Below are 14,382 nucleotides of genomic sequence, written 5' to 3' on the forward strand. Positions count from 1 at the left end.
CATGTCCGCCGAGACCACCACCCCCGCGACCGACGCGGTCAGCGCGTACGACGTGGACCACCCGGCGCCGGTCATCGAGCCGCCCCGGGCCCGTACCCGTAAGACGCCCAAGACGACCCGGACCAACTTCGAGATGTACGGCTGGCTCTTCATGCGCCTGTCCGGCATCGTGCTGGTCGTCCTCGTCCTGGGCCATCTGCTGATCCAGCTCGTGCTGGACGGCGGTGTCACCAAGATCGGCTTTGCCTTCGTGGCCGGCCGCTGGGCCTCGCCGTTCTGGCAGGCATGGGATCTGATCATGCTGTGGCTCGCCACGCTGCACGGCGCGAACGGCCTGCGCACGATCATCAACGACTACGCGGAGCGGGACAACACCCGCCTGTGGCTGAAGGGGCTGCTCTACACGGCGGCCGGATTCACCATCGTGCTCGGCACCCTGGTGATCTTCACCTTCGACCCGAACATCCGCTAGGCCCCGGGGCTGAGGTAACCACTCATGAAGATCCACAAGTACGACACCGTCATCGTGGGCGCCGGCGGCGCCGGCATGCGCGCGGCCATCGAGTCGACGAAGCGCAGCCGCACGGCGGTGCTCACCAAGCTGTATCCCACCCGCTCCCACACCGGCGCCGCCCAGGGCGGCATGGCCGCCGCCCTCGCGAACGTCGAGGAGGACAACTGGGAGTGGCACACCTTCGACACGATCAAGGGCGGCGACTACCTGGTCGACCAGGACGCCGCCGAGATCCTGGCGAAGGAGGCCATCGACTCCGTCCTCGACCTGGAGAAGATGGGTCTGCCGTTCAACCGGACCCCGGACGGCACGATCGACCAGCGCCGCTTCGGCGGCCACAGCCGTAACCACGGCGAAGCCCCGGTCCGCCGGTCCTGCTACGCCTCGGACCGCACCGGCCACATGATCCTCCAGACGCTGTACCAGAACTGCGTCAAGGAGGGCGTGGAGTTCTACAACGAGTTCTACGTCCTGGACCTCCTGATGGCCGAGGTCGACGGGGTCAAGCGCACCGCGGGCGTCGTGGCGTACGAGCTGGCCACCGGCGAGCTGCACGTCTTCCAGGCGAAGTCCGTCGTCTTCGCGTCCGGCGGCTGCGGCAAGTTCTTCAAGGTGACCTCCAACGCCCACACCCTCACCGGTGACGGCCAGGCGGTCGCCTACCGGCGCGGGCTGCCGCTGGAGGACATGGAGTTCTTCCAGTTCCACCCGACCGGCATCTGGCGCATGGGCATCCTGCTGACGGAGGGCGCCCGTGGTGAGGGCGGCATCCTCCGCAACAAGGACGGCGAGCGCTTCATGGAGAAGTACGCGCCGGTCATGAAGGACCTGGCCTCCCGTGACGTGGTGTCCCGCTCCATCTACACGGAGATCCGCGAAGGCCGTGGCTGCGGTCCCGAGGGCGACCACGTCTTCCTCGACCTGACCCACCTGCCGCCGGAGCAGCTGGACGCCAAGCTGCCGGACATCACCGAGTTCGCGCGCACCTACCTGGGCATCGAGCCGTACACCGACCCGATCCCGATCCAGCCGACCGCGCACTACACGATGGGCGGCATCCCGACCAACGTCGAGGGCGAGGTGCTCTCCGACAACGACACCGTCGTGCCGGGCCTGTACGCCGCGGGCGAGGTCGCGTGCGTGTCCGTGCACGGCGCCAACCGGCTGGGCACCAACTCGCTGCTGGACATCAACGTGTTCGGCCGCCGCGCGGGCATCGCCGCCGCCGAGTACGCCGCCACGGCCGACTTCGTCGAACTCCCCGAGGACCCGGCCGGGTTCGTCCGCGACCAGGTCGAGAACCTGCGCGACGCCACCGGCACCGAGCGGGTCACCGAGGTGCGCCGGGCGCTGCAGGAGACCATGGACAAGAACGTCATGGTCTTCCGCACCGAGCAGACGCTCAAGGAGGCCGTCGAGGAGATCGGCAGCCTGCGCGCCCGCTTCAAGAACTGCTCCGTCCAGGACAAGGGCAAGCGGTTCAACACCGACCTGCTGGAGGCCCTCGAACTGGGCAACCTGCTCGATCTGGCCGAGGTCATGGCGATTTCCGCGCTGGCCCGCAAGGAGTCGCGCGGCGGTCACTACCGCGAGGACTACCCGAACCGCGACGACGTCAACTTCATGCGGCACACCATGGCGTACCGAGAGGTGGGCGCGGACGGCGCCGAGTCCATCCGCCTCGACTACAAGCCGGTCGTGCAGACCCGCTACCAGCCGATGGAGCGTAAGTACTGATGAGCACCCCCACGCTTGAGAAGCAGGACCAGGCCCCGGAGCCGGCCGACGCCACCGCCGCGCACACGATCACGGTCACCTTCCGGATCCGGCGCTTCAACCCGGAGATCGCGGCCGAGTCGTACTGGGAGGACTTCCAGCTCGACATCGACCCCAAGGAGCGCGTCCTCGACGGCCTCCACAAGATCAAGTGGGATCACGACGGCACCCTGACCTTCCGCCGTTCCTGCGCCCACGGCATCTGCGGCTCCGACGCCATGCGGATCAACGGCCGCAACCGGCTGGCCTGCAAGACGCTGATCAAGGACATCAACCCGGAGAAGCCCATCACGGTCGAGGCCATCAAGGGCCTCACGGTCCTCAAGGACCTGGTCGTGGACATGGAGCCGTTCTTCCAGGCCTACCGCGATGTGATGCCCTTCCTGATCACGACGGGCAACGAGCCGACGCGCGAGCGGCGGCAGACCGCCGAGGACCGCGAGCGCTTCGACGACACCACCAAGTGCATCCTGTGCGCCGCGTGCACGTCCTCGTGCCCGGTGTTCTGGAACGACGGCCAGTACTTCGGCCCGGCGGCGATCGTCAACGCGCACCGCTTCATCTTCGACTCGCGCGACGAGGGCGGTGAGCAGCGGCTGGAGATCCTGAACGACAAGGACGGCGTCTGGCGCTGCCGCACCACCTTCAACTGCACCGACGCGTGCCCCCGTGGCATCGAGGTCACCAAGGCCATCCAGGAGGTTAAGCGCGCGCTGATCACGCGGCGCTTCTGAGCCCCCAGTTGGTTCGTACGGGCCCGCCCCCTCATCCGGGGGCGGGCCCGTCGCGTTGTGGCGGCTCATAGCGTTTTCACAGCCGTTGAACGCCCGCCGCGACCTCGACGTACCTCCTGGGGAAGAGGGTGGATGGGGCACGTTCATCAAGGGGTGACAGCGTGACCGGCACGCAGGAGCGCGGCACAGCGGAACGAATCGGCCGGCCCATGAGCGACAGCCGCCCATTAAGCGAGGAACTCGCCTGGCGCGGCGGGCTGGAACCGGTCCGCGCCACCCGCATCGGCCTGCAACTCCTCGCCGTCCTCGACTCCGCCCATCGCGCGGGCATCGTCCACGGGGACATCAGCCCCGCGCGGGTCCTGCTGCGCTCGGACGGCGAGGTCGTCCTCTCCGGCTTCGGCCAGGTCGGCACCGAGCCGTCCCGGCGGGTCACCGACGCCGCGTACGCCTCCCCGGAGCAGGCGCGCGCGACCGGCGCGTGCGCCGCGTCCGACATGTGGGCGCTGGGCGCGGTCCTGTTCGCCATGGTCGAGGGGCGCCCGCCGCACCGGAGCCGGGACTCACCGGAGGAGACGCTGCGGGTCATCCGGGAGGTGCCGGTGCCGCCCCCGCCGCACGCGGGACCGCTCGTCCAGGTCATCCACGGGCTGCTGCGCGACGATCCCCGGGAGCGGCTGACCGCGCCGGTGGTGCGCCAGGCCCTGGAGCGCATCCTCAACGAGGGTGAGCCCGTCCCGATCCGCGCGGCGCCGCGCCTGCCGTGGCTGCGTACCACCTACGAGGCGTGGTTCCCCTCGGCGCGGCGCGACGGCGAGCGCGAGGGAGGACCGGAGGGGGGACGGGAGGCGGGACGGGAGGGCGGCCGCGAGGGCCGCCGGATCGCCCCGTTAGCCCTGGCGCTGGCCACCCTGGTCCTCGGCACGGCGGTCTCGGTGGTGGCCCTGGCCTCCACCAGCGGTCTGGGCGGCGGCGACGACCGCGCCGCCGACCCCTCCCCCTCCGCGCCACCGGCGGGCGGCGCCGCCCCGAGCCTGCCCCGCGAAACTCCCCCGCCCTCCGCGCCGGATACCCCGCGCCCGCCCGGCTCGTCCGCCCCCGAGCAGCCCCCGCCGTCGTCGTCCGCGCCCCCCGCCGGTGGCGGTGGCGGCGCGTACCCGGGCCCCGACGACCCGCCGCCGCCCGGCTACTACCGCTACACGAGCGAGACGGGCGGGTTCTCCATCGACCTCCCCAAGGGCTGGAAGCAGGTCAAGAGCGGGTCGCGCTTCCACATCAAGTTCGCCGCCGAGGGCGACCCCCGCAATCTGGTGGTGACCTTCGGGAAGGGCCCCGAAGAGGACCCCGTGGAGGGCTGGCGCCGCCTGATCCCGACGATCGAGAAGATCTACCCCGGCTTCCAGCGGATCGACGACATCCGCCCGGTCGACTACCGCGACTGGAAGGCCGCCGACATGGAGTGGAGCACCGCGGTCGGGCAGGACCGGCTCCGCACGTTCGGCCGGGGCTTCCTGGTCGGCGGCGGCCGGGGCTTCTCCATCCGGTGGACGACACCGGCGCACGACTGGAACGCCAAGGAGAACAAGCGGGCGCTCGGCATCTTCCTCAGCTCCTTCGAGAAGACCCCGGCCAAGACGACGAAGGGTTCGTAGGGGTCGTACTGCCGCTACCGCCGTCCCCGGGGCCTCGCGGGGCGGCGGCGGGGCCACCCCCGTCCCGCTATACACCCCGCGTATACACATGACGTATAGTCCCCGCCATGGCCACCGCCTACCCGGCTTTCCTACGGGATCACCGCCTTCTGCATGACGGTCGTGCCGCTGCCGAAGGACGCGTCGATCACGTGCGCGCGCTTCGCCGCCGCCTCCCATCCGCAGTGGATACCGGGCAACACCTTCGCGGACATCTGGAAGGAGGCGGGGCGTCAGCTCGCCCCCGGTGCGCTGGTGTTCCAGAATCCCGCCGTCGCCGGTGCGCTCTTCAACCTGCTGCTGACCGTGCCGCTCGGCCTCTTCCTGCGCTACCACTTCCGGCTCGGGCTGCGGCCCACCGCCATGATCGGGGCCGGAACGGCGCTGTTCTTCGAGATCACGCAGGTGACCGGGGTGTGGGGCATGTACAACTGCCCGTACCGGCTCTTCGACGTGGACGACCTGATCATCAACACCTCGGGCGCGCTGGTCGGCTGGCTGCTCGCCGGACCGGCGGCGCGGCTGCTGCCCGTACTGGAGGCGCTGGACGGGCGGGCGCTGGGGCGGCGGCCGGTGCCGTTCGGGCGGCGGCTGGCGGCGCTGACCGTCGACCTGGCCGGATACGTACTCGCGACGGTATTCGCCGGTTTCGTGCTGACCGCTCGGGGTGCGGCGGTCCCGGCCTGGCTGCTGCTCGCCGGGACCTTCGTGGCCTGGTTCGTCCTGGTGCCGCTGGCGACCGGCGCGACACCCGGCAAGTGGCTGCTGCGACTGCGGCTCGTGGCGGCCGACGGCGGCCCGCTGGTGCCCTGGCGGCTGGCCCTGCGGGCGCTGCTGCTGGGGGCGTTCGTCCTGCCGCTGCTGGCGGCGCTGTTCCTGGCCGTGCTGATCGTGCTGGACGAGCCGTGGCCGGGCGACCTGTTCGACTTCGCCCATGACGCGGGCGCCCGGGGCGCGGAGGCGGTCTTCACCACGCTCGGCCCCGTCCAACTGCTCGCCGTGGCCGCCGGGTTCGCGCTCACCGTCACCTGTGCGCTGGAGACGCTGCGCCACCCGGAGCTGCTCGGCCCGCACGACCACGCCTCGGGCCTGCGCAACGAGGCGCTGCCGCACAGCCGCGCGCGGTCGGCCGACGAACAGGACCCGGAGCCCGCCCGGAACTCACCTCAAGCGCGCGTTGAGGCCAGTTCCACGACGGTCACGTCCGGCGGCGCCCCGACCCGCACCGGCGGGCCCCAGGCGCCCGCTCCCCGGGTGACGTAGAGCTGGGTGTCGCCGTACCGCTCCAGCCCCGCCACGGTGGGGTTGGCCAGAGCGGCGACGTACTCGCCGGGCCAGACCTGCCCGCCATGGGTATGGCCGGACAGCTGGAGATCGACGCCGCGCTCCACCGCGTCGTCGATCACCACCGGCTGGTGGGCGAGCAGGACCGACGCCCGCGCCCGGTCGCGGTCGCCGAGCGCCCGCCCGAAGTCGGGCCCCTGCCCCTCGTCCTCCCCGGCCACGTCGTTGACCCCGGCGAGGTCGAACCAGGGCAGCTCGACGCGCTCGTTCTCCAGGGGGCGGACGCCGAGTTCGCGGACGTGGTCGACCCACTGCTCGGCGCCGGAGAAGTACTCGTGGTTCCCGGTGACGAAGAAGCTCCCGAGCCTGCCGCGCAGCCCGCGCAGCGGCTCGGCGGCCGGGCCGAGGTCCGCGACGCTGCCGTCCACGAGGTCGCCGACGACGGCGATGAGGTCGGGGCTCGTACGGTTGATCGTCTCGACGACGCGCCGGGTGTGGGCGCGGCCGAGGACCGGGCCGAGGTGGATGTCGCTGACGACGGCGATCCGGAAGCCGTGCGCGCGGCGCGGCAGCTTCGCGAGCGGCACGGTGACCCGCTTGACGCGCGGGCCGCGCAGCACGGTGTACGTCCCGTACCCGACCGTCCCGGCGGCCGCCGCCGTGGCGCCCACGGCCACGGCCCGGGCGACGAACAGCCGCCGGGAGGGGGCGGGGTCTGTGGCGGCCGCGTCGTAACCCCCGGCGGCCGCGCCCTCACCCGCCACCGGGCTGGCCTCCGGGGCGGCGTCCACGGGATGCGCCGCCTGCCCGGCGGGCCGTGCGACCGGCGCGGCGCCGTCCGGCCCCACCCCGGCCGGAGCGGGGGGCTCCGTAGCCGCACCCGCCACCTCGGCCGCAGGCGCGGCCACCGCCGGTGCCGCGTGCGCGACGGCGACCGGCGCAGCCTCGGCGCGTACCCCCGCAACGTCGGCGTCCGGCCCGGCCACTGCGTCGGCACGGCGCTTCAGCCAGGCGCGCAGGACGGGGCGTATCGCCTCGCCGACCAGCAGGGCCAGGGTCAGATACAGCAGCAGCGCGAGCCACAGGTAGCCCGGCCAGGCCAGCACCCGCTGAACCGGGAAGGGCACCCCCGTACGCCCCGCGACCAGGGCCCCGACGCTGATCAGCGGGAGCGCGAAGGCCGCCGCCGTGCCCGTACGGCGCGCCCGTCCGCCGGGCGCCGTCGTATCGCGGATCAGCCGCCGCCACACGTACCAGTGCACCCCGGCGAGCAGACCGACGACGGCCAGTGCGATCAAGGCGAAGAGCACGACCATCCCCGGTCCTCCCTATGCGGCTGTATGACTAATCCGGAACGCCCGGAACGGCTACTCTTCGGCGTCATTTCGGCGCAAAGCACGCAGCCCGCGCAACCCGATCACCCCGATGGCCGTCCCCAAGAGAAAAGACGTGATCGCGAGCAGCAGATGCACCCAAAAGTACGCGGTGGGGTCGCCTGCGTCGTCGAAAGCGAGCCCGCTGGCGTCCTTCCACAAGTTTTTGACAAAGGTGAACCAGATGACCCAGCTCCAGACCCCGAAGGCGAGCAGGAACCAGGACACGGGGCGGCTGAGCTTCATGGTCTCCAGTATGGGCACCCGGTCGCGTACCTCCACGCGGGGGGCCACCGCCCGTAAGACGGCGGTGCTTTCGCCGTCCGGAACGGCGACGGGTACGTTCGCAGACGTGCCGATCTCTTCGAACACCTTCACGTCGCGACGCGCCGCCGCGCCGCTGGCCACCACCGCCGCCCTGCTGCTGTCCACCCTGCTGTCCCCGCTGCTCGCCTCCCCCGCGCTCGCCGCCGACGACCCCGGCGGCGCCAAGGGCGCCGAGGCCGCGAAGCCGCCCGCCCGGATGTCCACGGTGGGCGGGACGCGGCTCGGCCGACCCGGTACCCAGGTGGATCCGAAGAAGGGCGCGCCCGCGCTGCCGAAGGGGCTGAGCGGTAAGTCCTGGATGGTGGCGGACGCCGAGTCGGGCGATGTGCTGGCCTCGCACAACGCCCACTGGCGGCTGCCGCCCGCGAGCACGCTGAAGATGCTGTTCGCGGACACGGTGCTGCCGAAGTTCCCCAAGGATCAGAAGCACACGGTGCGGGCGGCCGACCTCGCCGGGATGGGCTCGGGCAGCAGCCTGGTCGGGGTGAAGGAGAACCTCGACTACACGGTGCACGACCTGTGGCTGGGCGTCTTCCTGCGCTCGGGCAACGACGCGGTGCACGTCCTGTCCGCGATGAACGGCGGCGTCCCGGCGACCGTGCGGGACATGCAGGCACACGCCAAGAAGCTGAACGCGCTGGACACCCATGTCGTCACGCCGGACGGCTACGACGAGGAGGGCCAGTACAGCAGCGCGTACGACCTCACGCTGTTCGCCCGGTCCGGGCTGCAGAAGGCGGACTTCCGGGAGTACGCCGCGACGGCGACTGCCCAGTTCCCGGGGGAATACAAAAAGAACAAAAAGGGCAAGAAGGTCCGCATGAGCTTCGGGATCCAGAACACCGACCGCCTGCTGACCGGTATCGACATCAAGGCCTACAAGGGCCTGGCGGGCGTCAAGAACGGCTATACGAGCAAGGCGGGCTCCACCTTCACCGGTGTGGCCCAGCGCGGCAAGCGGGTACTGCTGGTCACGGTCATGAACCCGCAGAAGTCGGAGCCCTACGGGGTCTACAAGGAGACGGCGAAGCTGTTCGACTGGGGGTTCAACGCGGCGGACTCGGTGAATCCGGTCGGCACCCTCGTCCGCCCCGGCCCGGCGGGCCTGGAGCAGAGCCACACCTCGGCGGACGGCAAGAAGAACGGCGACGAGCACACCCAGGCGTCCGTCTCCAGCGGCGGCGACTCGGGCGGCATGTGGACGGCGGCGGGGATCGCGGCCGGTTCGCTGGCGGTGCTGGGCGCGGTGGCGTACGCGGTGCACCGCCGCTGGCCGCGCCGGGGCTGAACGTTACGCCGCCGAGCGGCCGGGCCCATCGGCCCGGTCGCTCGGCCCGAGGGACGGGGAGTCCTCCTGGGGCTCCTTCCCCGGCTCGTCCCCCGCCTCCTCGGCGGCGGATCCGGTGGCGGTCCAGGCGGCGCAGTACAGGGTGAGCTTCGCGGTGAAGTTGATCCACAGCAGCAGCGCGATCGGCACGCCGAACGCCCCGTACATGCTCTTCGCCGCCACCCCGCGCAGATAGCTGCTCAGCAGCAGCTTCAGCAGCTCGAAGCCGATCGCGCCGATGAGCGCCGCGACCACGACCCTCCGGCGCGGCGGCTCGACCCGGGGCAGCCAGGTCAGGACGTAGCACAGCAGCAGGAAGTCGGCCGCGACGGCGATCAGGAACGCGGCGATCCGCAGCAGCCAGCCGCCCACCCCGTTCTCGGGGATGTGGAGGAGCTGCGTCAACCGGTGGACGACGGTGACGGCGAGCGTCGAGACGGCGAACGAGGCGAGCGTGACGCCGCCCAGGCCAATGAGCACCATGCCGTCCTTGAGCCTGCGCACCACGGGATTCCCGGGATCCTCCTCCAGCTCCCAGACGGCCCGCAGGCACTCGCGCAGCGAGCCCACCCAGCCGATGCCGGTGAACAGCAGCAGGGCGCCCGCGACGATCCCGATGGTCGTCGCGTTCTGGATGAGACCGCTCAGATCGAGCTGACCGGAGATGCCGGGGATCTGCTGGGCGACCTTCCGCTGCAGCTGATGCATCTGCGCCTCGGTGAGCGTCGCGGCGCCGATCGCCGCCCCCACGGTGATGAGGGGGAAGAAGGCCAGAAAGCTGATGAAGGTGATCGCGGCCGCCAGTCGGGACCAGTGGACGCGTTCCAGGCGCTCGTACGAACGCCAGGCGTGGGTGCGCATCAGCCGGGCGAGGGCGGGACCGATGAGCGGCAAGCGGGTCAGCCAGTCCATGATCAACAACTACCCTTCCGCCGAGTTTTACTCCTCGGCGGCGGGTTCCCGTTTATCCGCTGCTCCACGACTCCGCTACGCCGTCCGGCTCAGGGACTTCCAGGGCGGGCAGGCGCGGTCTACCAGGGCGAGGGGGCGGCCGGGCGGGTGAGATCGGCCTGACGGGGCACCACGGGCGAGGCCGCGCCCGGCTGTTCGCCCGAACCGCCGGGCCCGAAGGGGTACTCGCGGTCGAGCCGCCAGATCCCGTCCTCGCCCTGCTCGTACAGCGCGAAGCCGTTGATCGTCCAGGCCGCCTCGAAGTCCCTCAGCTCCGAGAACGCCCGGTCCATCGCCTCCTCGTCGATACCGTGCGCGACGGTGACGTGGGGGTGGTACGGGAACTGCAGCTCACGGGCGCACGGCCCGGACTCCGACCGGATCCGCTCCTGCAGCGTCGCGCAGTCGTCCGCACCTTCGACGATCTTGACGAAGACGACGGGCGACAGCGGCCGGAAGGTGCCGGTCCCCTCCAGCCGCATCGGGAACGGCCGCCCCTCGGCCGCGACCTGGGCCAGATACTCCTCGATGGCGGGCAGCGCCGAGGCCTCGACCTCGGTCGGTGGCAGGAGGGTGACGTGGGTGGGGATGCCATGAGCGGCCGGGTCCCCGAAGCCCGCGCGCCGCTCCTGGAGGAAGCTGCCGTACGGCTCCGGGACCGCGATCGAAACGCCGAGCGTTACGGTCCCCACTGCGTTCTCCCTCCTGGCCCTGCCGGGCTGCTGGGCTTCAGTCCGCTGCACCGGTGCCAGTGTGGCGGCTGTGCCGCCTTCGCGGCTAGATTCCTCGATTCTTGGGCACACGGGCCGAAGAACCCCCTGGTCAGGGGTCAGCCGCTGTACACTTCGGCGGCGCCCGCCTCCGACTGTCCCGTGGCTGCCCCGCCGTGGGCGGTCAGCGCGCCGCGGGCAGGAACCCCACCTTGTCGTAGGCGAGGGCCAGCGTCTCGGCGGCGACGGCACGCGCCTTCTCCGCCCCCTTGGCCAGGACCTTGTCCAACGCCCCCGGGTCCCCCAGGTATTCCTGGGTCCGCTCGCGGAACGGCGTCACCCACTCGACCAGCACCTCGGCCAGGTCGGTCTTGAGCGCGCCGTACCCCTTGCCCTCGTACTTCCCCTCCAACTCCGCGATGGAGTCGCCGGTGAGGGTGGAGTAGATGGTCAGCAGATTGCTGACGCCGGGCTTCTTCTCCTCGTCGAAGCGGATCTCGGTCTCCAGGTCGGTGACCGCGCTCTTGATCTTCTTCGCGGAGACCTTCGGCTCGTCGAGGAGGTTGACGATGCCCTTGGGCGTGGAGGCCGACTTGCTCATCTTGACCGTCGGATCCTGGAGGTCGTAGATCTTCCCGGTCTCCTTGACGATGTACGCGTCGGGAACGGTGAAGGTCTCGCCGAAGCGGCCGTTGAAACGGTCCGCGAGATCGCGGGTCAGCTCGATGTGCTGACGCTGGTCCTCGCCGACGGGGACGTGGTTGGCCTGGTAGAGCAGGATGTCGGCGACCTGGAGGATCGGGTACGTGAAGAGGCCGACGGTCGAGCGGTCGGCACCCTGCTTGGCCGACTTGTCCTTGAACTGGGTCATGCGGGAGGCCTCGCCGAAGCCGGTGAGGCAGTTCATCACCCAGCCGAGCTGGGCGTGCTCGGGCACATGGCTCTGGATGAAGAGCGTGCAGCGGTCCGGGTCGAGCCCGGAGGCGAGCAGCTGGGCGGCGGCGAGCCTGCTGTTGGCTCGCAGCTCCGCCGGATCCTGCGGAACGGTGATCGCGTGCAGGTCGACCACGGTGTAGAACGCGTCGTGGGTCTCCTGCAGCGCGACGTACTGCCGGATCGCACCGAGGTAGTTCCCGAGATGGAAGGAGCCTGCGGTGGGCTGGATACCGGAGAGCGCACGGGGACGATCAAGGGCCATGCCACCCATTCTCTCAGGTGTGGAACCAGACTCGGTCCGCCGGTGTATCAAAGGTGTGAGGACTCGTGAGGGGGCGCGGGAGGGGGACCTCGTCGCGCGGGACGAAGAGCAAGACGCAGCGACGCAAGACGTTGCGGGACCAGATGCGGCCGTGATCGCTCGGGTGCGGGCCGGGGATGCCGAGGCCTATGCCGAGCTGGTGCGTGCCCACGCGCCGATAGCGGTGCGCACCGCAGCGTTGATGGGCGCGGGCGCGGACGCCGAGGATGTGGTGCAGGACGCCTTCGTGAAGGCGTATCTCGCGCTCGGCACCTTCCGGGGCGACGCGGCCTTTCGGCCGTGGCTGCTGCGGATCGTCGCCAATGAGACGCGGAACGCGGTGCGCTCGGCGCGCCGTCAGCAGACGGCGGTCGACCGGGAGGCGGCGATGGCCGGAGTCGGTCCGGAGGGTCCGGCGATACCGGAGAGCGCGGATCCGGCGGCCATGGCGCTCGCGGACGAGCGGCGGGCGCGGCTGATGGCCGCGCTGGAAGAGCTGAGCGAGCCGCAGCGCTGGGTGGTCACCTATCGCTATCTGCTGGATCTGGACGAGGCGGAGACCGCGGCGGCCCTGGGCTGGCCGCGCGGCACGGTGAAGTCGCGGCTGAGCCGCGCGCTGCGGCGGCTGGAGCTGCTACTGGAGGCGGGGCCGGAGCGGGCACGGCAGACACGGCAGGCACGGCAGGGAGGCATAGGGGATGGACGGGGAAGGGCTGCCCGGCGAGCTGCGGGCGCTCGGGCGCGCGCTGGAGGAGCCACCGCCCGCCGAGGTGCCGGGGCGCGGCCTCCCGGCGGGCGGCGAGACGCTGGCCGAGCGGGTGCTGGCCCGGATCGTGGGCCTGTCGGACAGGGCGGGGCCCGGCGGGCGGTTCCGGGAGGAGCAGTGGTGGCACGCCCTGCCGGGGCTTGAGGCCGGGCAGGGCCCCACGGGCCGGGGCCGCCCCGGCCGACCGGCGGACCGGGACCAGGGGTGCGACAGGCCGCCCCCGGCCCGGCGCCCCCGCCCCTGACCTCTCGCCGCTGACCTCTCGCCCCTGACCTCTCGCCCCTGACCGTGGCGAGGCCGACTCGCCAGTCACGGTGCACAGCCCCACCCTGGGTGGTGTCGCAGCCCCTCGGTGGTGTCACAGAACGGGTGTCACAGAACGGGTGTCACAGAACGGTGTCACAGAACGGAGGACGTCTTGACCTCGACCGAACGCTCCCCGAACCCCTCGCAGGACTCAGCGCGCGCCATCGCGGCCGCCGAGGCCCACAGCGCGCACAACTACCATCCGCTTCCGGTCGTCGTCGCCTCCGCTGAGGGGGCGTGGATGACCGATGTAGGAGGCCGCCGGTATCTGGACCTGCTCGCCGGGTATTCCGCGCTCAACTTCGGGCACCACAACCGGCGGCTGATCGACGCCGCCAAGGCACAGCTTGAGCGGGTCACGCTGACCTCGCGCGCCTTCCACCACGACCGCTTCGCCGCGTTCTGCGCGGAGCTGGCCGCGCTGTGCGGCATGGAGACGGTGCTGCCCATGAACACCGGCGCGGAGGCGATCGAGACGGCGATCAAGACCGCCCGCAAATGGGGCTACCGCGTCAAGGGCGTGCCGGACGGGCGGGCCAGGATCATCGTCGCGGACAACAACTTCCACGGCCGCACGACCACGATCATCAGCTTCTCCACCGATCAGGAGGCCCGCGCGGACCACGGCCCGTACACCCCGGGGTTCGATATCGTGCCGTACGGCGATCTGGCGGCCATGGAGGCCGCGCTCGACGCGGGGGCCGGGGAGACGGTCGCCGTGCTGCTGGAGCCCATCCAGGGCGAGGCGGGGGTGCTGGTGCCGCCGCCCGGATATCTGGCCGGGGTGCGCGAGCTGACCCGGGCGCGGCGCGTGCTGTTCATCGCCGATGAGATCCAGTCGGGCCTGGGCCGCACCGGGAAGACCTTCGCCTGTGAGCACGAGGGCGTCGTGCCGGACGTCTATGTGCTGGGCAAGGCGCTGGGCGGCGGGGTGGTGCCGGTGTCGGCGGTGGTGTCCTCCGCCGAGGTGCTGGGCGTCCACCGCCCCGGTGAGCACGGGTCGACCTTCGGCGGCAATCCGCTCGCCTGCGCGGTCGCCCTGGAGGTGATCGCCATGCTGCGGACCGGGGAGTTCCAGGGGCGCGCGGCGGAGCTGGGCGAGCATCTGCACCGGGAGCTGGCGCATATGGCCGATGGCCGGGCGGTGGTGAAGGTGCGGGGGCGCGGGCTGTGGGCCGGTGTGGACATCGATCCGTCGCGCGGCACCGGGCGGCAGATCTCCGAGCGGCTGATGGACCGCGGGGTGCTGGTCAAGGACACCCATGGGTCCACCATCCGGATCGCACCGCCCCTGGTGATCGGCAAGGAGGATCTGGACTGGGGCCTGGACCAGCTCAGGGCGGTGCTGGCGGAATGACCCGGAACCGCGAACGGCTGCGGCCCGGG

12 protein-coding genes and 1 pseudogene are annotated in these 14,382 nt (G+C 71.4%); 8 read left to right on the top strand and 5 right to left on the bottom strand.

Features of this window, described 5'->3' with window-relative positions; all coding sequences use genetic code 11:
- Position 1 precedes the first annotated feature (1 nt).
- From ACFV9T_RS11720 to ACFV9T_RS11740, 5 genes are all read left to right on the top strand, one after another.
- Positions 2-472: a succinate dehydrogenase hydrophobic membrane anchor subunit gene (locus ACFV9T_RS11720; protein WP_123107238.1), complete on the top strand. Its 471-nt coding sequence runs from the start codon at positions 2-4 to the stop codon at positions 470-472.
- A 24-nt stretch (positions 473-496) separates the two neighbouring features.
- Entirely contained in the window at positions 497-2,251 is a 1,755-nt protein-coding gene (sdhA, locus tag ACFV9T_RS11725) for a succinate dehydrogenase flavoprotein subunit (RefSeq protein ID WP_385438781.1), read from the top strand.
- Positions 2,251-3,024 carry a succinate dehydrogenase iron-sulfur subunit gene (locus ACFV9T_RS11730; RefSeq protein WP_385438783.1) on the top strand — a complete coding sequence of 258 codons (774 nt, stop codon included), beginning with the start codon at positions 2,251-2,253 and terminating at the stop codon, positions 3,022-3,024. The genes sdhA and ACFV9T_RS11730 overlap by 1 nt, the downstream gene beginning before the upstream one ends.
- 209 nt (positions 3,025-3,233) lie before the next feature.
- Positions 3,234-4,676 (top strand): APA family fibronectin-binding glycoprotein, encoded by a 1,443-nt coding sequence (locus tag ACFV9T_RS11735; protein ID WP_385438785.1) that lies wholly within the window; start codon positions 3,234-3,236, stop codon positions 4,674-4,676.
- Positions 4,677-4,814: 138 nt separating this feature from the next.
- Positions 4,815-5,978, top strand: coding sequence for a VanZ family protein (locus tag ACFV9T_RS11740; RefSeq protein ID WP_385438987.1), 1,164 nt, complete (start codon positions 4,815-4,817; stop codon positions 5,976-5,978).
- Here ACFV9T_RS11740 and ACFV9T_RS11745 read toward each other — a convergent pair.
- Positions 5,882-7,315: a metallophosphoesterase gene (locus ACFV9T_RS11745; protein ID WP_385438787.1), complete on the bottom strand. Its 1,434-nt coding sequence runs from the start codon at positions 7,313-7,315 to the stop codon at positions 5,882-5,884. The genes ACFV9T_RS11740 and ACFV9T_RS11745 overlap by 97 nt on opposite strands.
- A gap of 51 nt (positions 7,316-7,366) precedes the next feature.
- Positions 7,367-7,618, bottom strand: a complete 252-nt coding sequence (locus tag ACFV9T_RS11750) for an SCO4848 family membrane protein (RefSeq protein ID WP_055547269.1) — start codon at positions 7,616-7,618, stop codon at positions 7,367-7,369.
- Positions 7,619-7,628: 10 nt separating this feature from the next.
- Between ACFV9T_RS11750 and ACFV9T_RS11755 the strand changes: the two genes are divergently transcribed.
- A complete protein-coding gene (locus tag ACFV9T_RS11755) occupies positions 7,629-8,987 on the top strand; it encodes a D-alanyl-D-alanine carboxypeptidase family protein (RefSeq protein ID WP_385438789.1) in 1,359 nt (452 codons plus the stop codon).
- A gap of 3 nt (positions 8,988-8,990) precedes the next feature.
- On the opposite strand, the gene ACFV9T_RS11760 is transcribed toward ACFV9T_RS11755, so the two are convergent.
- From ACFV9T_RS11760 to trpS, 3 genes are all read right to left on the bottom strand, one after another.
- Positions 8,991-9,938 (bottom strand): YihY/virulence factor BrkB family protein, encoded by a 948-nt coding sequence (locus ACFV9T_RS11760; RefSeq protein WP_385438791.1) that lies wholly within the window; start codon positions 9,936-9,938, stop codon positions 8,991-8,993.
- Between the two features lie 119 nt (positions 9,939-10,057).
- Positions 10,058-10,669 carry a 2'-5' RNA ligase family protein gene (locus tag ACFV9T_RS11765; protein WP_385438793.1) on the bottom strand — a complete coding sequence of 204 codons (612 nt, stop codon included), beginning with the start codon at positions 10,667-10,669 and terminating at the stop codon, positions 10,058-10,060.
- Positions 10,670-10,871: 202 nt separating this feature from the next.
- On the bottom strand, positions 10,872-11,885 hold the full coding sequence (gene trpS / locus ACFV9T_RS11770) for a tryptophan--tRNA ligase (protein ID WP_385438796.1): 1,014 nt from the start codon (positions 11,883-11,885) through the stop codon (positions 10,872-10,874).
- Between the two features lie 151 nt (positions 11,886-12,036).
- Here trpS and ACFV9T_RS11775 point away from each other — a divergent pair.
- A pseudogene (locus tag ACFV9T_RS11775) lies at positions 12,037-12,594 on the top strand (RNA polymerase sigma factor); the annotation flags it as partial.
- 514 nt (positions 12,595-13,108) lie between these two features.
- Positions 13,109-14,353: an ornithine--oxo-acid transaminase gene (gene rocD / locus ACFV9T_RS11780; RefSeq protein WP_385438798.1), complete on the top strand. Its 1,245-nt coding sequence runs from the start codon at positions 13,109-13,111 to the stop codon at positions 14,351-14,353.
- The last annotated feature ends 29 nt before the right edge of the window (positions 14,354-14,382 follow it).

Origin of the sequence: Streptomyces sp. NPDC059850, from assembly GCF_042731515.1 — a bacterium.
GTDB lineage: Bacteria > Actinomycetota > Actinomycetes > Streptomycetales > Streptomycetaceae > Streptomyces.

Bases quoted from the DNA above. Each gene is read 5' to 3' on its own strand.
- ACFV9T_RS11720 (WP_123107238.1), top strand. From the start codon at position 2: ATGTCCGCCGAGACCACCACCCCCGCGACCGACGCGGTCAGCGCGTAC.
- sdhA (WP_385438781.1), top strand. From the start codon at position 497: ATGAAGATCCACAAGTACGACACCGTCATCGTGGGCGCCGGCGGCGCC.
- ACFV9T_RS11730 (WP_385438783.1), top strand. From the start codon at position 2,251: ATGAGCACCCCCACGCTTGAGAAGCAGGACCAGGCCCCGGAGCCGGCC.
- ACFV9T_RS11735 (WP_385438785.1), top strand. From the start codon at position 3,234: ATGAGCGACAGCCGCCCATTAAGCGAGGAACTCGCCTGGCGCGGCGGG.
- ACFV9T_RS11745 (WP_385438787.1), bottom strand. From the start codon at position 7,315: ATGGTCGTGCTCTTCGCCTTGATCGCACTGGCCGTCGTCGGTCTGCTC.
- ACFV9T_RS11750 (WP_055547269.1), bottom strand. From the start codon at position 7,618: ATGAAGCTCAGCCGCCCCGTGTCCTGGTTCCTGCTCGCCTTCGGGGTC.
- ACFV9T_RS11755 (WP_385438789.1), top strand. From the start codon at position 7,629: ATGGGCACCCGGTCGCGTACCTCCACGCGGGGGGCCACCGCCCGTAAG.
- ACFV9T_RS11760 (WP_385438791.1), bottom strand. From the start codon at position 9,938: ATGGACTGGCTGACCCGCTTGCCGCTCATCGGTCCCGCCCTCGCCCGG.
- trpS (WP_385438796.1), bottom strand. From the start codon at position 11,885: ATGGCCCTTGATCGTCCCCGTGCGCTCTCCGGTATCCAGCCCACCGCA.